Origin of the sequence: Microbacterium gorillae, assembly GCF_000826185.2 — a bacterium.
GTDB lineage: Bacteria > Actinomycetota > Actinomycetes > Actinomycetales > Microbacteriaceae > Microbacterium > Microbacterium gorillae.
The window spans coordinates 279,310-298,210 of record NZ_LN648875.1; the positions used below are offsets into that span (position 1 = coordinate 279,310).

The following is an 18,901-nucleotide window of genomic DNA, read 5'->3' on the forward strand; positions in this document are numbered from 1 at the left end:
ATTCGATACGAAACTGTATCGAACGTCGATTCTCGGGAGGCGACTCATGTCGACCCTGCTCTCCTCGCTGGGCCGCTGGGCATACCGGCATCCGTGGCGTGTCCTCATCGCGTGGCTGCTGGTGCTCGGCATCGCCGGGGGCGGGGCGATGTTCAACAAGGGCACCGACAACTCCTTCGCCATCCCCGGCACCGAATCGCAGGCCGGGCTCGAGCAGCTGCAGCGCACATTCCCACAGGTGAGCGGCACCAACGCGCAGTTCATCGTGATCGCTCCGGACGGGCAGAAGATCGCGACCCTGAAACCGGAGATCGAGCGCACCATCGCCGAGATGGCAGAACTCGACGGCGTCCTGGCGGTCACGGATCCGTTCTCCCAGACCGTCTCCGGGCTCGTCTCCGACGACGGCAGTGCGGCGATCGTGCAGCTGCAGTTCGACGGGCAGGCCACCGACGTCCCGGACGCCACGAAGAACGACCTCCGCGCCGCCACCGCCGCTCTGCAGACCGAGCTCCCCAAGGGCTCGACGGTCTCGCTCGGTGGGGACCTCTTCGCCGTTTCGCTGCCCGCGGTCACCCCGACCGAGTTGGTCGGCCTGATCATCGCTCTGCTCGTCCTGGTCGTCACCTTCCGGTCCTTCGTGGTCGCGGGACTTCCCCTGCTGACCGCCGTGATCGGCGTCGGCATCTCACTCGCGGCGATCTTCATCGCGACGCTGTTCGCGCCCATCTCCGCCACCACTCCCCTGCTCGCACTGATGCTGGGCCTCGCCGTCGGCATCGACTACTCGCTGTTCATCGTCAGCCGACATCAGGACCAGGTGCGATCCGGCACCGCTCCGGAGGAATCCGCCGCGCGCGCGACCGGCACCGCCGGGTCCGCCGTCGTCTTCGCCGGCGTCACCGTGCTGATCGCGCTGATCGGCCTGAGTTTCGCCGGCATCCCATTCCTCACCACGATGGGCGTCGCCGCATCTGCGGCCGTCGCGATCGCGGTGGCCGTCGCGGTCACGCTCACCCCGGCGATGCTCGGTTTCGTCAAGGGCCGCGTGCGCGGACGCCTGCCCCGCACCCACAAGCCGCGTCGGCACACGTTCTCCGCCCGCTGGGTGCGCCTGGTCACGCGCCATCCGATCGTGACCTCCGTCGCCGTGGTCGCCGTGCTCGGCGTCGCCGCGATCCCATCGGCGAGCCTCGCGCTGGCCCTGCCGAACGCGGGGGTGCTGCCGAAGCAGGACGAGGCCCGCCAGAGCTACGACCTCGTCGCCGACCACTTCGGACCGGGCTTCAACGGTCCGCTGATCGTCACCGGCACGATCGTGACCTCGACCGACCCGCTGACGCTGATGGACGACCTCGGCCACGAGATCGCCGGCCTCCCCGGTGTGGCGGCCGTCCCCCTGGCCACGCCGAATCAGACCGCCGACACCGGCATCGTGCAGGTGATCCCGACCACCGCACCGGATGACCCCCGCACCGCCGATCTCGTCCGCGAACTGCGCTCGCACCATGACCAGTGGCTGAAGAAGTACGGCATCGACGTGTCCGTCACCGGCTTCACCGCCGTCGCGATCGACATCTCCGACCGACTCGGTTCGGCGCTGCTGCCCTTCGGGATCTTCGTGGTCGGCCTGTCGTTCCTGCTGCTGATGATCGTCTTCCGCTCGATCTGGGTGCCGTTGAAGGCGACCCTGGGTTACCTCCTGTCCGTCCTCGCCGCCTTCGGAGCCGTCGCGGCGGTGTTCGAATGGGGGTGGTTGGCCGATCTCCTGCATGTCAGCCGCGTCGGTCCGGTGATCAGCTTCATGCCGATCGTGCTGATGGGTGTGCTGTTCGGCCTGGCCATGGATTATGAGGTGTTCCTCGTCTCGCGCATCCGCGAGACCTTCGTGCACGCCACCCGCCTGCGCACGCCGGACCGCGCCACCGCCCTCGCCGCCGTCCGCAGCGGTTTCTCCGGATCCGCCCGCGTCGTGACGGCCGCGGCACTGATCATGGTCGCCGTCTTCGTGGCCTTCGTTCCGGAGGGCGACTCCTCGATCAAGCCGATCGCCCTCGGTCTCGCCGTGGGTATCGCGGTGGACGCGTTCCTCGTCCGCATGACGCTGACCCCCGCGATCCTCGCCCTGCTCGGCGAGAAGGCCTGGTGGTTCCCGCGCTGGCTGGATCGCCTTCTCCCGCACTTCGACATCGAGGGTGAGGCCGTCATCCGGGAGAAGGAGCTCGAGCACTGGCCCGCCCCGGGATCCACGGCCGCCGTCGCCGCCGTCGGCCTGAGCGCGGGCGGGGACGCGGACGTCCTGTTCCGGGGCGTCGACCTTGAGCTGGCACCGGATGAGACGCTGCTGGTCACGGGCGAGCACGCCGACGCCCTGCTGCTGACACTCGCCGGACGCCTGGTTCCCCAGCAGGGCACCATCAAGGTGCTCGGCCGACTTCTCCCCGAGCGCGCGGGCTGGGTCCGCTCGAACGTCGGCGCGGCTCTGCTCTCCCCCGGCGGCGATCTCCGGCACGATCTGCGGTCGGCGTTCGGCGGACACGCTCGGCTCGTCGTCGTGACCGGGCTGGACCTGATCCCCGAGCACGAGCGGGAACAGGCCACCGCCGCCATCCGGGAGGCGACACGTCGCGCTGCGCGCGCCAGTCGCCCGCTGACCGTCGCGGTGTCCGCGACGCATCGTCCCGACCTCGTCCATGACGTCCTGCGCGAGTCCGCTCGCGACCGCGTCGTCACCGTCGATCTGACTCCCCGTGAGGTGAACGCATGACCACCCCGATCGAGCGCGCCGGAACCCGCAAGCGCGTCACCTGGCTCACCCTGGTGGGTGTGATCCTGCTGCCCGTGCTGATCGGCGGCATCCTCGTCGCCGCGCTCTGGAATCCGACGGACAACCTCGACGGCATCCGCGCCGCCGTGGTCAACGAGGACGTTCCGGTCACGGTGAACGGTCAGCTCGCCCCGCTCGGTCGTCAGCTGACCGCCGGACTCGTCGAAGGCTCGAAGGAGGTCGACAGCAACATCGACTGGGTGATCTCCAACGCGGACGATGCGGCCACCGGACTCGCCGACGGGACCTATCAGGCGACGATCACGATCCCGAAGAACTTCTCCGCCGCGGCCACCTCCACGGCCGGCACGGACCCGGAGAAGGCGCACATCTCCGTGACGACCGCGCCCGAGGCGCGCGTGTTCGACGCCGCGATCACGAACCAGATCGCGGCGATCGCCACCACGACCATGGGCCAGAAGCTCTCCTCGGTCTACCTGGAGAACGTGCTCCTCGGCTTCACGTCCCTGAACGAGAAGCTGGGTACGGCAGCCACCGGGGCGCATGAACTCGCCTCCGGCTCGGACACGTCGGCGGCCGGAGCGAAGGCTCTCGCCGACGGCGTCGGCCAGACGAACGAGGGCGCGCAGAATCTCGCCGCCGGCGCGGACAAGCTCGCCGCCGGTCTCGCGCAGCTCGCGCCCGGAGCGCAGGGGGTCGCGACCGGTGTCTCCTCGCTCGCCGACAGCACCACCGATCTCGCCGGGGGCGCACATCAGCTCGCCGACGGCCTCGGCCGGATGAACAGCCAGGTCGGTCAGGCCGGCGCCGGACTGCAACAGCTGATCGACGCGATCGACAGCGCCCTCGCGGAGTTCCAGCGCTCCGGCGCACTGCCGGAGGAGCTGCTGAACGCCGCGGCTGCCGCCGCGAGCGGGTCCGCTGACGTCGCCGGCGCGATCGGCGACGCCGCCGGGCGTGCGGGAACGGTGGCACAGTCCGCCGGAACCCTCGCCGCGGACTGCGCCTCCTCCGGCGCCAGCGCGGAGTACTGCCAGCGGGTCGCCGCCGTCGGCGGTGAGGTCGGTGGGATCGCGTCCGATCTCGGCGGCGTCGCATCCCATGCCGGCTCGGTCGCCACCGATGCTGGCACCGCCAAGGCGTACCTGGACCGCGTCGGACCGGAGCTCAGTGCGAAGATCGCCGCGGTCCTGACCCAGATCCGCGACGGGCTCACGCAGGCGAAGACGGGCATCGACCAGTTCACGACCGGTGTTGATCAGCTCAGCGGTGCGTCCACCCAACTCGCCGGCGGCCTCGACCGGCTCGCCGCCGGGACCTCCGATCTCGCCGGTGGCGCCACCCAGGTCAGCGACGGACTCGCGGCCTCCAGCGCCGGCGCGGGCGAGCTCTCGTCCGGAACCAGTCGACTCGCGGACGGCACGAGTGCCCTCACCGACGGTGCCGGCCGGCTCTCCGGCGGACTCAGCTCCCTCGCGAAGGGCACGACGTCGCTCGCGGACGGACTGACCCAGGCGGTGGCGCAGATTCCGACGTACACCGATGCCGAGGCCAAGAGCCTCGCCTCCGTCGTCTCCGATCCGGTCACGACGAAGGGCTCGGCGCTCACGGAGGCTTTCGGCGGGACGGCGATCCCCCTCCTGGCGATCGTCGCGCTGTGGTTCGGCGGACTCGCCACCTTCGTCGCGATCCGCGCCCGGACCCGGCGCACGCTCGCGTCGCGGGCACCGTCCGCGCTGCTCGCTCTGCGCACGCTCCTGCCCGGGGCGGTGATCGGGGTGATCCAGGGCGTTCTGGTCGCGATCGTGGTTCAGATCGCCGCGCGCTACGACCTCGGCACCTTCGTGTCGTTCACCGCGCTCGCCGCCCTCGTCGGGGTGACCTTCGCGGCCGTGCACCAGGCTCTGATCGCCGTCTTCGGCGGCACCGGACGCTGGATCGCCGCCGTCGTCGGCGTGCTGTTCTTCGCCACCGGCGTGATCTCCACCACTCCGACATTCCTCACCGCGGTCGCGGGCGTGCTGCCCACCGCCGGTCCGTTCCACGCGCTCAGTGCCGCGGTGACCTCGGCCGGAGGCCTCGGCGGAGCGATCGCGGTGATGCTGGTCTGGCTGATCCTGGCCCTGGGCGCAACGACGCTCGCGGTCGCGCGACGTCGCTCCACCTCCGCCCGGGCGCTGCGCCTGCGCACCTCCCCCGCCTGACCCTCGCTCCCACGTTCGGCACTTCCATCGCCGTGGACATGTCGAACGTGGGAGCGACAACGGGGTTGCTCCCGCGAATGACACTTCCCGCCCCACACAAGTGCCGGAAGTGAGAGCGAGTCCCCGAGCGCCGTGGCGCTCGGGGACTCGCTCGTCGCGGGGGCGTGACTCAGCTCAGGCCGGAGTAGGCGTGCAGGCCCTTGAAGAACATGTTGACGATGGTGAAGTTGAACAGCACCGCCACGAAGCCGATGATCGACAGCCAGGCCGAACGGGCTCCGCGCCAGCCGCGCGTGGCGCGTGCGTGGATGTACCCGGCGTAGAGGACCCAGATGACGAACGTCCAGACCTCCTTGGTGTCAAAGCCCCAGTAGCGGCCCCACGCGTCGTTGGCCCAGATGGACCCGGCGATGAGGGTGAAGGTCCACAGGATGAAGCCGATGATCGTGAATCGGTATGCCAGGCCCTCGAGCTTGTCCGCGCCCGGAATGGTGTCCAGGAACGAGTGCTTCACCTCGAGACCCGACGCGCGCTTGGAGTCCCGACGCATCTGCGCGAGCTGCAGCACGGACAGGCCGCAGGCGAGCGCGAAGAACGCGGTCGCGGTGGTGGCGACGAAGACGTGGATCACGAGCCACGGCGACTTCAGCGGGTCCGACAGCGGGGTGATCGCGACGTAGAAGCCGACCGCGGAGCCACCGAGGAGCAGCACGAGCATGCCGGAGATGAACGTGCCGAGGTAGCGCAGGTCGTGGCGGAACAGCACACCGAGGTAGACCGCGGCGATGAGCAGGGTCCCGGTCATCGCGAACTCGTACATGTTCGACCACGGCACGCGGCCGGCGGCGAAGCCGCGCATCACCGTGCCGCCGAGGTGGAACAGGAACGCCAACCACATCAGCGACGTGGCGATGCGCGCGTAGACGTTGCGCGGTGCCGGCGCGACATCCGCCGCGCGGGCGACGGGTGCCGAGGCGGCCGGTACGGTGATGTCGCCGGACGCGACGCCGGCGCCGACGAGCACGCGCTCGCGTACGACGGCGTCCTTGCGCTCCACGGCAAGCTGGGCGCGCTTGGAGATGTCCAGGGCGTAGACGATGAACGCGAGGGCGTAGATCGCGATCGCGGTCCAGATCGTCAGCCGGGACAGCTGTTCAAGATCGGCAATGGACATGGCGTCAGTCTACTTTCGAGTCAGCGGCGGAGAGAGTGCTCTGGTGCTTGTCGGCGAAGGCGGTCACGGCGGCGCCGAGCTGCGGGTCTTCCCCGCGCGCGAGACCGGCGTATTCGAGCACCACGCGACCGTCCTTCGGCGTCGCGCGAACCCACAGTCGCCGCCGTGGGATGAACAGCGCCAGCAGCAGGCCGCCGAGAGCGAGGATCGCGAAGCTCAGCACGAAGATCGCGGTCGGGTCGTGGCGCATCTGGATGGACACGTAGCGCGGGACGGACTTGCTGAAGTCCGTGCTCTGGTTCGCCAGGGGTGATGGCGTCTTGTTCGGATCCGCATTCTCGAACGTCACCGAACCGAGCCCGTTCGGCAGCTGTGCGGTCCCGCCCGGGGTCAGTTCGATCGCCTTCACCCCGGTGTCGCCGCCGTTGAGCTGCTTCATCGAGGAGGTGTCGAGGGTGTAGACGTTCTTCGGGGAACCGTCGTTGATGCCGAGGTCTCCCTCGTACACGTTGAACGTCAGGGTCGGCGCGATGAGGGCGGGATACACGGAGGTCAGCGCGCCGGTTTCCAGCTTCGCGGCGGTCGGGTAGAAGAAGCCGAGGAGTCCGAGCTGCTCGGGCATCCCGTCGGTGACCTTGACCACGCCCAGCGAGGTCATGGTCGCGTTGTTCTGGGGCAGGAAGGGCACCTTGCCGCTGAACACGACCTCGCCGGCGGCGTTTCGTACCGTGATCTGCGGCGCGTAGCCGTTGCCGAGGAGGTAGACGCGGTCTCCGCCGAGGCTCAACGGATGGTTCACGCGGATGGACTGCTCGGATTTCTGCCCGTCCGACGCGCGGATCGTCATGTTCGCGGCGAAGTCGCCGGCCTGGCCGGACGCCGGGCCGGTCGGATCGTACGGCTGGTACTTCACGTCGAACGAGTCCAGCGTCATCGCGTACGGCGAGAGCGCGGACTCGTTCACGAACTGCCCCTTGGTCATCTGCGTGTAGTCCACGAGCTGGTTGACGAACGTGGAGCCCTCGACGATGACGGTCTGGCCGGTGTAGGACAGTCCCCCACCGAGACCCACGGAGACGAGAACGCCGACGAGGGAGATGTGGAACAGCAGGTTGCCGGTCTCGCGGGCGTAGCCGCGCTCGGCCGACACGGAGAAGCTCCCGCGGCCGTCGTAGCGCTCGACGCGGTAACCGGCGCCGCGCAACTGCCCGGCCGCGACGTCCACCGCGTGCTCGGCCTGCGTGGCGGCGTCCCCGGGCACCTCGAACTCGTCGATCCGATGGTCCTCGAGGCGCGCGAGGCGCGCCGGGGTTCGCGGCGGCCGCGAGCGCAGGGCCTTCGCGTGGTGCTTGATCCGCGGGATGATGCATCCCACCAGCGAGATGAACAGCAGCAGGTAGATCGCCGAGAACCACACCGACGTGTAGACGTCGAACAGCTGGATGCCGTCCAGGACCGGGAACAGGTCCGGATTGTCCGTCTGCCACTGCACGACGCCGTTCGGATCGGCGGAGCGCTGCGGGAAGATCGAGCCCGGGATGGCGGCGATCGCGAGCACCAGCAGCAGCACGAGCGCGGTGCGCATGCTCGTCAGCAGCCGCCACGCCCAGCGCAACCAGCCGACGACGCCGAGGGCCGGGGAGGTGACGGCGTTCGGGTCCGCGTCGATGTGGTCGGCCGGCCGCAGCGGGTCGTTCGTCTCCCCGCGCGGCGGCCGAGGCTTAGAGGGGGAGGTTGACACTGGTCATCACCGATCCGAGTTTGGCCATGATCGCGCTCCAGATGCCGAGCACCATCAGCAGCCCGACCACGATGAGCAGGACGCCGCCGATGATGTTGACCGCGCGGATGTGCTTGCGGATGAAGGCGACGGACTTCGTCGCCCAGCCGAGCCCGAGCGCGAGCAGGAGGAAGGGCACGCCGAGGCCGAGGGAGTAGGCGAGCCCGAGGAGGGCACCGCGGACCGGGTCCCCGAGGTTCCAGGAGACCGCCGTGATGGCGGCGAGCGTCGGTCCGTTGCACGGCGCCCAGCCGATGCCGAGCGCGATGCCCAACAGCGGGGCGCCGATCAGACCGAGATTGCTGGAGACCGACACCCGAGCGGTGCGCTGCAGGAAGGAGAGTCGGCCGATGAAGACCAGGCCCATGATGATCACGACGACGCCGAGGATCCGCGTCATCACCCCGGAGTACTGCGCGAAGAATCCGCCGAAGAACGCACCCAGCACCGTGATCATGACGAACACCACGGTGAAGCCGAGGATGAACAGCGCCACCCCGAGCAGCATGCGGGAGCGCCGGGCCTTCGTGACATCCGCACCGGCGGGGCTGACCGCGCCACCGATGAAGCCGAGGTAGCCCGGCACGAGCGGCAGGACGCAGGGCGAGAGGAACGAGATCAGTCCGGCGGCCAGCGCGATCGGCAGCGCGACCCAGAGCGCTCCGCCCGCGACCAGATCGCCGGGGGTCACGACGCTTCGGCCAGCTCGCGCACGAGCGTGTTGAGGACCGACGTGCCGTCGATCGGGCCGAGGATGCGGGCGGCCACCCGACCCTCCTTGTCCAGCACCAGGGTCGTCGGCGTGGACTGCAACGGCGTCGCCTGGGCGAACGCGATCTTCGCGGCACCGTCCCCGGCGTCGATGAGCGACGGATACGTCACGTCGTACTGCTTCATGAACGACTTGGCGGTGTCCGCGGTATCGGAGGTGTTCACTCCGACGAACGTGACGCCGGCGCCCTTGTTCTCGGTGTAGACCTTCTCCAGGTCCTTCGCCTCGACCCGGCACGGGCCGCAGCCGGCGTACCAGAAGTTCACCACGACGACCTGCCCGCGCAGGTCCGCGCCCGAGACGGTGCGACCCTCTTCGTCGGTTCCGGCGAAGTCCACGGGTGCGCCGCGTTCTGCCGCCGGGAACTCCTTGACGGTCCCGTCGCCGGCGACGTAGCCGGAGTTCTGCCCGTTCCGGAACGCCTCTGACGCCTCGTCCGTGGAGGTGCATGCGGCGAGGCCGACGGCCAGGGCGGCGGCGGTCACCGCGACGAGCGCGCGGCGAGTCAGGCGGTTCATACGGCTCCTACATCCACGGCGGCCGAGGCGACGGCGGGCTCCGCGTAGCCCACCTCGGTCCAGACACCGTTCGATCGTTCGAACGACGTGACGGACGAGAGCGCGCACCGTCGCGTGCTCGGGTTGTGCGCAAGCGGTTCGCCCGCGACGGCGAGGTGGGCGATCCAGATGGGTGCCTGGTGCGAGACGATCACGACGTCGCCGGACTCGGTCTCGTCCCACGCCTCATCCATCGCCGCGCGCATCCGCGCCGCGATGGAGGCGAACGGCTCTCCCCAGCTCGGCACCGACGGTCGGACCAGATAACGCCAGTTCAGCGGATTGAGCACGGCGGTGCGCATCCGCTTGCCCTCGAAAGCGTTCGTCGGTTCGATCACGCGCTCATCGATCACGGGCGTGATCCCGAACAGCGCCGTGAACGGCTCGGACGACTCGCGCGTGCGCTGCAGGGGCGAGCACACCAGAGCGCCCAGGGGCCGGTTCATCGCCTGCACGTACGCGGCCGCCTCCTGCGCCATCCGCCGGCCGGCTTCGCTCAGTCCGAACCCCGGAAGCCGCCCGTACAGCACGTGACGGGGGTTGAAGACCTCGCCGTGACGGACGAGGTGGAGACGGGCTGCGGGCACTCCCCGATTCTACTGAGCAGGGGCTGGTGAGGGGCTGGGCGAACCCTGTATGCCGACGAGCTGTCGGAGGTGACCGCGACCTGCGATCTCAGTCGACGGCCGGGTCCGGAACCCCGCCGCGGTCGCGCAGTGCGGTCCGGATCCGGACGAAGACGAAGACGACCACCGCGAGCGCGGTCCCGCCGATCACGACGTACTGCAGGACGCCCGCGTACTCCTCGACGATCGGCCACGCTTCCCCCAACAGGAATCCGGCGCCGACGAAGAGCGAGTTCCAGATCAGCGACCCGGCCGCGGTGAGCAGGCCGAAGCGCCACAGCGGCATGCGCGCGAGCCCGGCCGGGATCGAGATGAGGCTGCGGAAGATCGGCAGCATCCGCCCGAAGAAGACGGCCTTGCCGCCGTGGCGATCGAACCAGGCCACGGTGCGGTCCACGTCAGCGGGCTTGAGCAGGGGCACGATCTCGAAGATCCGGCGCAACCGCCGCCGGCCGAGCAGCGCTCCGAGGCCGTACAGCAGGAACGCACCGACGACCGACCCCGCGGTCGTCCAGAACAGAGCCTCGACGAGCGTGAAGGAACCACGGCTGGCGGCGAGGCCGGCCATCGGGAGGATGACCTCACTCGGCAGGGGCGGGAAGAGGTTCTCCAGAGCGATCGCCACACCGGCGCCCCATGCGCCCACGGTGTCCATCAGATGGACCACCGCGTCGGCGAGCGAACTGAGCCAGGATCCGTCACTCGTCATGGTGCCGAGCGTAGGTGTCGGTCCTGGCAAAGTCCCGATCAGGGGGCTGTCGAGGCCGCTGGTCCGACCGCCGGCCGAGCAGTCCAGAACGGCGAGAATGCGGCCTTCCCCTCCGGCGCCGATGGGGCTAGCGTCACCTCAGCGCGGTTTCGCGCGTCCGAACCGACTCGGGAGATCGTGATGGCAGGAAAGTTCGAGCTGTACCAGGACAAGTCGAAGGATTGGCGGTTCCGCCTCAAAGCCGGAAACGGCGAAATCATCGCCACCGGGCAGGGGTACGCGTCCAAATCGGGCGCGCGGAGCGGCATCGACTCCGTCAAGCGCAATGCGGCGGACGCGGAGGTCGTCGAACTCGGCGAGGACTGAACGGCGTGTGGCCCCGGCGGAATCCGCCGGGGCCACACGTGATCGTTCGGGTCAGAGGGTGAAGTCGACCGCCACGCGCTCCGCGGTGACGCTGCCGATGAAGGCGCCCGCCGCGATGTGCGCGGGGTGGCTCTTGTAGCGCGCCAGGGCCTCGGCATCCGCGACGTCCGCCACCACGGCGACATCGAAGTTCTCACCGGGGAACACGCACTCGGCGCCGGCCGTGATCGAGATCAGCTCCGGGACCACTCCCTGCAGCGCGTTCAGTTCCCGCGCGATGCGCGCGGCGTCCGCGGCCCGCTCGGTGTCGTCGGCGGCGGTCAGCTTCCAGGCGACCACATGGCGAATCGTCATCGGGTGTTCTCCTCGTCGGCGGCGCGAAGTGCGCTCTGCAGGCGGTCTGCTGCGACGCGCCAGTGCGCGTGCATGGTCCCGTCGATCAGCACGACGGGGATCTTCTCCCACCAGGTCTCGTACATCGCCGGGTCCTCGAGGATGTTCTCCTCGACGATCTCGACGCGGTCGGCCACGTCCTCCGGCAGTTCGGCGAGCACGCGCTCGACGACGCCGCGGGCCACGTCGCAGAGGTGGCACTCCGGCTTGCCGATGATCGTGAGAGTCGTCACATCTCCATCCTAGGCATGCCCCACATGCCCGCGCTCCGCCTCGGCGTCAGTGTTCGACGGGTTTTCCCATCGCGATCCAAGCGCCCGTGCCGCCGTCGACGTTCGTGGCGTCATGGCCCTGCGCCTCGAGGTACTCCGCCACCCGGGCGGATCGTCCACCGGCCTGGCAGATCACGTCGAACGGCTCGGCGGGCAGTTCATCCATGCGCCCGGTGATCTCGCTCATCGGGATGTTGACCGCGCCGGGGACGTGCCCGGCGGCGAACTCGTCCACCTCGCGCACGTCGATCAGCGGCAGTCCGCGGCCTTCGAGTTCGGTGATGTCAATGCTCTTCATGCGTCAGGATGTCCTTTCCATGGGTGGCGAGCAGCGTCTGCATCCCGCCGGAGAGTGTTGCGGAGTCGAGCCCCGCGGCCGTCAGGATGCGGTGCGCCAGGTACGAGCGCAGCCCGGCCGCGCAGTGCGCCCGCACCGGACGCCCGTCCGCCGCCGCGATCACTTCATCGATCCGCTCGCGAAGCTCGGTGTGCGGCACGTGCAGCGCACCGGGCAGGTGCCCGGCGTCCCATTCGTCGCGACGCCGGACGTCGAGGATGAGCGCGTTCTCCTGCACGTCGGCGAGATCGCGCGCGTACCAGTGCTTCGTGACGCCGGTCAGCACGTTGTCCGCCACCATGCCGGCCATGTTCACCGGGTCCTTCGCGGACCCGTACGGCGGTGCGTAGGCGAGGTCCAGGTCGATCAGGTCGTCGGCGCGCAGTCCGCCGCGGATCGCGGTGGCGATCACGTCGATGCGCTTGTCCACGCCGGCGCGGCCGACCGCCTGCGCACCGTAGATCCGTCCGTCACCGGGCGAGAAGTGCAGCACCAGGTGGATCGGTTGCGCGCCCGGGAAGTAACCCGCATGGGAGTTCGCGTGCAGGTTGACGGTCTCGAACGGGATCCCGGCCGCCACGAGTTCTGCCTCATTCGCCCCCACGGCGGCGACGGTGAGATCGAAGACGCGGATCACCGAGCTCCCGAGCGCGGTCGGACGCGGCCGCGGGTTCGTCCCGAGCATCGCGTCGGCCAGAAGTCGGCCGTCCCGGTTCGCCGGACCCGCGAGTTCGACCGCACGATTCGCGCCCGTGATCGGATCCACGTGGGTGACGGCGTCCCCGACGGCCCAGACGTGCGGCAGGTTCGTGCGTCCGTGGTCGTCGACGACGATCCGTCCGTCGGCTTCCACCTCGAGGCCGGGCAGGCTCATCAGGAGGGTCGCCGGACGTCCGCCCACGGCGCTCACCACGAGTTCGGCGCGAACGTTCTCCCCCGTCGAGAGCAGGACGTCGACGCCGTCGTCATCGACGCGGTACTCCGACACCGTGGCGCCGGCGTGGATCCGCACGCCGTGCCCGGTGAGTTCCGCCGCGACGAGCGCGGCGTGTTCCGGGTCCAGTCGGGAGAGCACGTGCGCCCCGCGCTGGACGATGTGGACGTCGAGACCGCGCATCCGCAGCGCCTCGGCCGCCTCGACACCGATGTAACCGCCGCCGACCACGACCGCGGTCTTGCCGTTCGGGACCGCCGCCGCCAGGCGCGCGGCGTCACCGACGGTTCGCAGTGTGGTCACTCGATGCGCGTCCATGAGTGCGCGCGTGCCCTTGTCATCCCCCGCGACGGCACCGGCGGGCTCTTCGATCCCGGTGATGGTGCCGGGAGCGAGGACGAGCTCGTCGTACGCGAACTCGGTCGGCTCGGTGTCATCCGGGTCCACCCAGACGTGGATCACCTGACGCTCGGGGTCGATGCCCTGCACCAGGTGGTGCACGCGCACATCGAGGTTCAGCGCGGCCTTCAGCGACGCCGGGGTCTGCACCAGCAGCGACCGCTCCTGCACGATCTCGCCGGAGACGAAGTACGGCAGACCGCAGTTCGCGAAGGACGGATGCTCGCCCCGCTCGAACACGATGATCTCGGCGTTCTCGTCGAGGCGTCGCGCGCGTGCGGCGAAGCTCATGCCGCCGGCGACACCTCCGACGACGAGGATGCGGCGTGGGGTATCTGTCACCAGACGAGCCTATTGCCCGCGCGGGCTGAGACGGACCGGGGCCGAGACGAAACGCGGCGACGCACCCGCGGCACGCGCGCGACCTCCCGCCGGAAAACACGAAGCGCCCGTCCGGAGACAGGCGCTCGGTGTCAGGCCCGGAAGGCCCAGCCGCTCACTTCTTGTTGCGGCGCTGGTGGCGAGTCTTGCGAAGCAGCTTGCGGTGCTTCTTCTTCGCCATGCGCTTGCGGCGCTTCTTGATGACAGAACCCACGGGAACCTCACTAGATCGGGGCTGGACGTCCAGGACGGACATCCGGGAACGGGCAGATGAAAATGCCTCGCGACAGTCTACAGGACGCCGCGGACCGCGACGCTCACCCGTCGCTCAGACCGGGTGTGGAGTTCAGCCCACGTCAGAGATCGGACGCTGCAGCAGCTGCGTCACGGCCGATTCCGGCACCCGGTACGACCGACCGAAGCGGATGGCCGGCAGCTCACCGGCGTGCACCATCCGGTACACCGTCATCTTCGAGACCCGAGCGAGCTCGGCGACCTCGGCGACGGTGAGGAAACGCACATCCGCGTAATCCGACATGGACTGACCCCCTTTCATTGAACGACAGCCTATGGCCTTCCTGAGACAGGTGTAAATCCCTGGTGCGCCTGGGCGACGTGGGACCGGTGAGAAGGTTGTCATGTTCGGGACATGCGACGGAGGTCGTGACGTCCAGTTGATGCATAACCAGCGCACCGGGGGAATCCAGGCCGAGGGGTTCTCATTGGACACATCGACGGATTCCCCGGAGGAATCCCCTCGGGCGACACGGATCACTCTCCCCCTCGATCCGCACGAGCCCACCGGGATGGGGACCGTCAGGTGGTCGGGAAAACCACGGGTGCGGTGGTGGAGGCGAGGCGGTGTTCCGCCCCTCCGCCTCCGCACCGTCCCGATCGGTCAGCGAGCGCCGGGGCGCTTGCGGAAGGCTGCGGTCACGGCGTGCGTGACACTGGCCGCCGCGCGGCCGACGAAGTCCGCGGCGTGCACCGCCCCGTCCGGCAGCGCCGGCTGGTCTTCGTCCGGGGCGATGTCGACGAACGGCATCAGCCAGTCCTCGATGTCCTCCAGCGGTTGCACGTGCAGGCTGTAGAACCGGTGCTGCCCGTCCTCGCGGACCGACACGAGGTTCGCCTCGCGAAGGACCTTCAGGTGCTTGGACACCGTCGGCTGGCTCACGCCGAGGTCGGCCACGATGTGCGAGACGCTCGTTCCGCTGTAGCCGGGCATGGCGGAGCGATCCAGCAGGAGACGGAGGATCTCGCGTCTCGTGCCGTCCGCGATCACGTCGAAGATGTCGGCCATGGGTTTAGGTTAGTCGGGCGGATGGCGGAGTACCATGACGGACGGCCGAGATCGGGACGAGAGGGAGGGCCATGGCGCGCGCACGAGGGCGCATGACCATCCCGGTGCCCGTGAGCGGCGAGGGAAGCATCCGTCGTGCCTTCGCTCGTCTTCGAGACATCACGACGAAGTCGCCGGCTCGCTTCGCGATCGCGATCTTCACGACGCTCATCACGATCTTCACGATCCTGTTCCGGCTCCCCGCGGCCACCGCGTCGGGTCAGATGACCTCTCTCGCTGATGCGCTGTTCACCGCCGTGAGCACGATCTGCGTGACCGGACTGTCCACCGTGGACATGGACACGCACTGGTCCCCGCTGGGAACCGCGTTCATCTTCATCGGCGTTCAGATCGGCGCGCTCGGCGTGCTGACCCTCGCCTCGATCCTCGGCCTGGTGATCTCCAAGCGGCTGGGCCTGCGCGCCAAGCTCATCGCGGCGGGCGACTCCAACCCGCTGCGCGTGCACGGTGGCCCGGTCAATGAGAGCCAGACCGTGCGCCTGGGTGAAGTCGGCCAGCTCCTCGGTACCGTCGCGATCTCGACCGTGACGATCGAACTCTCCCTGGCGGTGGTGCTGTACCCGCTGCTGGTCATGGCCGGTGTCGACCCGCTCGCGGCCCTCTGGGAGGCGCCGTACTACGGCGCGATGGCGTTCACCAACACCGGCTTCACACCCAATGCCGGGGGCTTGTCGCCGTTCGCGGACGACTACGCCATCATGACCGTGCTGATGGCGGGCGTGTTCCTCGGATCCATCGGCTTCCCGGTGATCTTCACCCTCGCCCGGCACCGTTTCCACGCGCACCGCTGGTCGCTGCACACCAAGCTCACCCTGATCACGACCGTGGCCCTGTTCGTCGTGGGCGCGGGGGCGTTCCTGCTGCTGGAGTACGACAATCCGGCCACCCTCGGGTCGATGGACATCGGCGACAGCACGTTCCAGGCGTTCTTCATGTCCGCCATGACCCGCTCCGGCGGGTTCTCCGTCATCGACCCCGCGCAGATGCACGGCTCGTCACTGCTCGTGGCGTGCATGCTGATGTTCGTCGGCGGCGGCTCGGCGTCCACCGCCGGCGGCATCAAGGTGACGACGCTGGCCGTCCTGGCCCTCGCGGTGTGGTCCGAGGCCCGCGGGCGCTCCACGGTGGAGGCGTTCGGCCGCCGGATCCCGAGCGACGTGCAGCGCGTGGCCATGTCGGTCGTGGCGTGGGGGGCGACGATCGTGGCACTGTCCACGATCATCCTGCTGCAGATGACCAAGGCACCCCTGGAGGATGTGCTCTTCGACGTGATCTCCGGATTCGCCACCGTGGGCCTGTCCACCGGCGTCGCGCAGAGCCTTCCGGACGCCGGCGTGTACGTCCTCGCCGTGACGATGTTCATGGGGCGCGTTGGTACAGTGACTCTCGCGGCGGCGGTGGCCGCCTCGGCGAGCAAGCAGCTCTACTCTCTTCCCGTGGAAAGGCCCATCGTTGGTTGAACGGATCCGCAACGACGCTCCCGTCCTGGTGATCGGTCTCGGCCGGTTCGGTGCGGCGTGCGCCGGCGAACTCGACCGCCTCGACCGCGAGGTGCTGGCGATCGATGAGAACCTCGAGCTCGTGCAGAAGTGGTCCGAGCGCGTCACCCACACCGTGCAGACCGACGCGCGCAACCTCGACGCTCTCAAGCAGGTGGGTGCGCAGGACTTCCAGGTCGCCGTGGTCGCCGTCGGCTCGTCCATCGAGGCGTCCGTGCTCATCACCGCGAACCTCGTCGACCTCAAGGTTCCGCAGATCTGGGCGAAAGCGGTGTCGCAGTCGCACGGCAAGATCCTCGCCCGCGTCGGCGCGAACCACGTGATCTACCCGGAGGCGGAGGCCGGCGAGCGCGTCGCGCACCTCGTCTCCGGACGCATGCTCGATTTCATCCGCTTCGACGACGACTTCGTGCTGGCCAAGATGTACCCGCCCCGGTTCATCCGCGGCGTGCCCCTGACCGATTCCGGTGTCCGAACGAAGTACAAGGTCACCGTGGTGGGTGTGAAGAGCCCGGGCAAACCGTTCCGCTACGCGGAAGCGACCACCGTCGTGACCAACCACGACCTCATCATCGTCTCCGGAACCAACTCCGACATCGAGCGCTTCGCTGGACTCGACCGCTGATCAGAGCGTGATCCAGAAGCGCTCGATCGTGCCCGGTCCGTTCTCCGGCACACCCCCGGCGCGGCGGATCGTCGCCCGCGACCCCGCGTTGTCGGCGTCGCAGATCAGCAGCACGCGGTCCAGGCCCATGCCCCGCGCCTCGTCCAGGCACGCGGCGAGCGCCGCGGTCGCCACGCCCCGGCCGCGGGCGGACGGCCGCACGGCGTAACCGATGTGCCCGCCCTCGGCGAGCAGGAAGTCGTTCAGCTCGTGCCGCAGGTGCATGGACCCGAGCACGATGTCCGGCTCCGTGTCATCGACGATCCACCAGACGGTCGCCGGAACGAACCCGTCCTGGCCGACGGTGCGCTGCGCCTCCTCGCGCGCACGCCACCGCTCGAACGCGGCGTCGTCGGAGAGGTCGGCGTCCTCGTGGCCGAACAGCGAGAAGCCGTGCAGGGTGTCGCCGCCGAACTCGGCGATCGCGTCCAGCCAGGAGTCGCGGCGGGAACGGTCGGGCAGGACGAGACGGATCATCCATCGAGCCTAAGCGCGGGTCAGGGCCAGAGCGGCTCGGTGGCAGCGTCCTCCACGTCCCGCATCACGCGCAGGACGTTGCGTCCGGTGAGCTGCTCCAGGTCGGCTCCGGACCAGCCGCGCTCGGCCAGCGCGGCGAGCAGCCGCGGGTAACCGGACACGTCCTCAAGGCCCTCGGGCAGGACGGAGGTGCCGTCGTAGTCGCCACCGAGGCCCACGTGATCGATACCGGCGACCGCGCGGGCGTGCTCGACGTGGGCGACGACGTCGGCGACGGTCACGGCGGGTGCGGGATGAGCGCGGACCCAGCGGTCCAGCTCAGCCGATGCCACCGGCGTGACGACCGTATCCGCCGGGTTCTCCCCCGGACGCGGCGCGCGCGGCCAGGTCCATGACGGCAGGTCCAGGCGAGCGCGCTCGTCCGCCTCCGCACGCTCCCACGCGGCGCGGTCGGCGCTGAGGAAGGCCGGAACGAATGTCACCTGCAGCACACCGCCGTTCTCGGCCAGAAGGCGCAGAACTGCGTCGTCCACGTTGCGCGGATGATCGTTGACGGCACGCGCGGACGAGTGGCTGAAGATCACCGGCGCGGTGGTGGATTTCAGCGCGGCACGCTGCGTGGCCGCCGCGGTGTGCGAGAGATCCACGATCATGCCGATGCGGTTCATCTCCGCGACGACGGCGCGGCCCTCGTCGGTCAGCCCATCGGCCGTGCCGACGCCCGTCGCGGAATCCGCCCATGCGGTGTCGTCGTTGTGCGTCAGCGTCATGTAGCGCACGCCGAGGCGCGCGAAGGAACGGAGCACCCCGAGCGAGCGAGCGATGCTCTGTCCGCCCTCGATGCCGAGGAGTGAGGCGATGCGCCCCTGCGACCAGGCTCGCTCGATGTCCGCCGCGGTGCTCGCGCGCACGAGCACGTCCGGATACGCCTCGATCAGCCGCAACGCGGTGTCGATCTGCTCCGCCGTGGCGACCACGGCGGCATCCTCCGGGATCGAGGACGGCACGAACACGGACCAGAACTGCGCCCCCGCTCCACCCGTGCGAAGGCGCACCAGGTCGGTGTGGAACTCGCCCCGGACACGGTCGAGTCCCAACACGTCTCCCCCGGTGCGCTCGCGCAACGCCATGGGCAGGTCGTTGTGCCCGTCGATCACGGGCGTGCCCGCCAGCACGTCCCGGACGGTCGCGGACGCGGACATCGGG

At 69.4% G+C, this 18,901-nt stretch carries 20 protein-coding genes; 5 read left to right on the forward strand and 15 right to left on the reverse strand.

Going from position 1 to position 18,901, the window contains the following annotated elements:
* Positions 1–46 precede the first annotated feature (46 nt).
* The gene (locus BN1193_RS10820) at positions 47–2,767 is read left to right on the forward strand and encodes an MMPL family transporter (protein ID WP_040166335.1); all 2,721 of its coding nucleotides are present in this window, start codon (positions 47–49) and stop codon (positions 2,765–2,767) included.
* Entirely contained in the window at positions 2,764–4,992 is a 2,229-nt protein-coding gene (locus BN1193_RS18440; protein ID WP_040166337.1) for a YhgE/Pip domain-containing protein, read from the forward strand. Before BN1193_RS10820 ends, BN1193_RS18440 begins: the two co-directional genes overlap by 4 nt.
* Positions 4,993–5,161: 169 nt before the next feature.
* Here the strand turns inward: BN1193_RS18440 and ccsB are convergent, their stop codons facing one another.
* The 6 genes from ccsB to BN1193_RS10855 form a co-directional block, all read right to left on the reverse strand.
* Complete coding sequence (gene ccsB, locus BN1193_RS10830; protein WP_040166338.1) at positions 5,162–6,166, reverse strand: c-type cytochrome biogenesis protein CcsB; 1,005 nt, start codon at positions 6,164–6,166, stop codon at positions 5,162–5,164.
* 4 nt (positions 6,167–6,170) lie between these two features.
* On the reverse strand, positions 6,171–7,907 hold the full coding sequence (resB, locus tag BN1193_RS10835) for a cytochrome c biogenesis protein ResB (RefSeq protein WP_052460658.1): 1,737 nt from the start codon (positions 7,905–7,907) through the stop codon (positions 6,171–6,173).
* Positions 7,888–8,637: a cytochrome c biogenesis CcdA family protein gene (locus BN1193_RS10840; RefSeq protein WP_040166340.1), complete on the reverse strand. Its 750-nt coding sequence runs from the start codon at positions 8,635–8,637 to the stop codon at positions 7,888–7,890. Before BN1193_RS10840 ends, resB begins: the two co-directional genes overlap by 20 nt.
* A complete protein-coding gene (locus tag BN1193_RS10845) occupies positions 8,634–9,236 on the reverse strand; it encodes a TlpA family protein disulfide reductase (RefSeq protein ID WP_052460659.1) in 603 nt (200 codons plus the stop codon). The genes BN1193_RS10840 and BN1193_RS10845 overlap by 4 nt, the downstream gene beginning before the upstream one ends.
* On the reverse strand, positions 9,233–9,862 hold the full coding sequence (locus tag BN1193_RS10850; protein ID WP_040166341.1) for a histidine phosphatase family protein: 630 nt from the start codon (positions 9,860–9,862) through the stop codon (positions 9,233–9,235). The genes BN1193_RS10845 and BN1193_RS10850 overlap by 4 nt, the downstream gene beginning before the upstream one ends.
* 88 nt (positions 9,863–9,950) lie before the next feature.
* Entirely contained in the window at positions 9,951–10,610 is a 660-nt protein-coding gene (locus BN1193_RS10855; RefSeq protein ID WP_040166343.1) for a DedA family protein, read from the reverse strand.
* Positions 10,611–10,790: 180 nt separating this feature from the next.
* Here BN1193_RS10855 and BN1193_RS10860 point away from each other — a divergent pair, with 180 nt between their 5' ends.
* Complete coding sequence (locus tag BN1193_RS10860) at positions 10,791–10,976, forward strand: YegP family protein (protein WP_040166344.1); 186 nt, start codon at positions 10,791–10,793, stop codon at positions 10,974–10,976.
* Between the two features lie 51 nt (positions 10,977–11,027).
* On the opposite strand, the gene BN1193_RS10865 is transcribed toward BN1193_RS10860, so the two are convergent.
* The 7 genes from BN1193_RS10865 to BN1193_RS10895 form a co-directional block, all read right to left on the reverse strand.
* A complete protein-coding gene (locus BN1193_RS10865) occupies positions 11,028–11,330 on the reverse strand; it encodes a Dabb family protein (RefSeq protein ID WP_040166346.1) in 303 nt (100 codons plus the stop codon).
* On the reverse strand, positions 11,327–11,602 hold the full coding sequence (locus BN1193_RS10870; RefSeq protein WP_040166347.1) for a glutaredoxin family protein: 276 nt from the start codon (positions 11,600–11,602) through the stop codon (positions 11,327–11,329). The genes BN1193_RS10865 and BN1193_RS10870 overlap by 4 nt, the downstream gene beginning before the upstream one ends.
* A gap of 46 nt (positions 11,603–11,648) precedes the next feature.
* Positions 11,649–11,939: a rhodanese-like domain-containing protein gene (locus tag BN1193_RS10875; protein WP_040166348.1), complete on the reverse strand. Its 291-nt coding sequence runs from the start codon at positions 11,937–11,939 to the stop codon at positions 11,649–11,651.
* Positions 11,926–13,653 (reverse strand): FAD-dependent oxidoreductase, encoded by a 1,728-nt coding sequence (locus BN1193_RS10880; protein ID WP_268259558.1) that lies wholly within the window; start codon positions 13,651–13,653, stop codon positions 11,926–11,928. The genes BN1193_RS10875 and BN1193_RS10880 overlap by 14 nt, the downstream gene beginning before the upstream one ends.
* A gap of 154 nt (positions 13,654–13,807) precedes the next feature.
* Entirely contained in the window at positions 13,808–13,906 is a 99-nt protein-coding gene (locus tag BN1193_RS10885) for a 30S ribosomal protein bS22 (RefSeq protein ID WP_003792170.1), read from the reverse strand.
* Positions 13,907–14,038: 132 nt separating this feature from the next.
* Positions 14,039–14,230, reverse strand: coding sequence for a helix-turn-helix domain-containing protein (locus BN1193_RS10890; protein ID WP_040166352.1), 192 nt, complete (start codon positions 14,228–14,230; stop codon positions 14,039–14,041).
* A 360-nt stretch (positions 14,231–14,590) separates the two neighbouring features.
* Positions 14,591–14,995, reverse strand: coding sequence for an ArsR/SmtB family transcription factor (locus BN1193_RS10895; RefSeq protein ID WP_040166354.1), 405 nt, complete (start codon positions 14,993–14,995; stop codon positions 14,591–14,593).
* A 92-nt stretch (positions 14,996–15,087) separates the two neighbouring features.
* Between BN1193_RS10895 and BN1193_RS10900 the strand changes: the two genes are divergently transcribed.
* Both BN1193_RS10900 and BN1193_RS10905 read left to right on the forward strand, forming a co-directional pair.
* Positions 15,088–16,515 (forward strand): TrkH family potassium uptake protein, encoded by a 1,428-nt coding sequence (locus BN1193_RS10900; protein WP_052460661.1) that lies wholly within the window; start codon positions 15,088–15,090, stop codon positions 16,513–16,515.
* Positions 16,508–17,179, forward strand: coding sequence for a potassium channel family protein (locus BN1193_RS10905; RefSeq protein ID WP_040166356.1), 672 nt, complete (start codon positions 16,508–16,510; stop codon positions 17,177–17,179). The genes BN1193_RS10900 and BN1193_RS10905 overlap by 8 nt, the downstream gene beginning before the upstream one ends.
* On the opposite strand, the gene BN1193_RS10910 is transcribed toward BN1193_RS10905, so the two are convergent.
* The gene (locus BN1193_RS10910) at positions 17,180–17,695 is read right to left on the reverse strand and encodes a GNAT family N-acetyltransferase (RefSeq protein WP_040166357.1); all 516 of its coding nucleotides are present in this window, start codon (positions 17,693–17,695) and stop codon (positions 17,180–17,182) included. It lies immediately after the preceding gene.
* 20 nt (positions 17,696–17,715) lie between these two features.
* On the reverse strand, positions 17,716–18,897 hold the full coding sequence (locus BN1193_RS10915; RefSeq protein ID WP_040166359.1) for a dipeptidase: 1,182 nt from the start codon (positions 18,895–18,897) through the stop codon (positions 17,716–17,718).
* Positions 18,898–18,901: the final 4 nt, after the last annotated feature.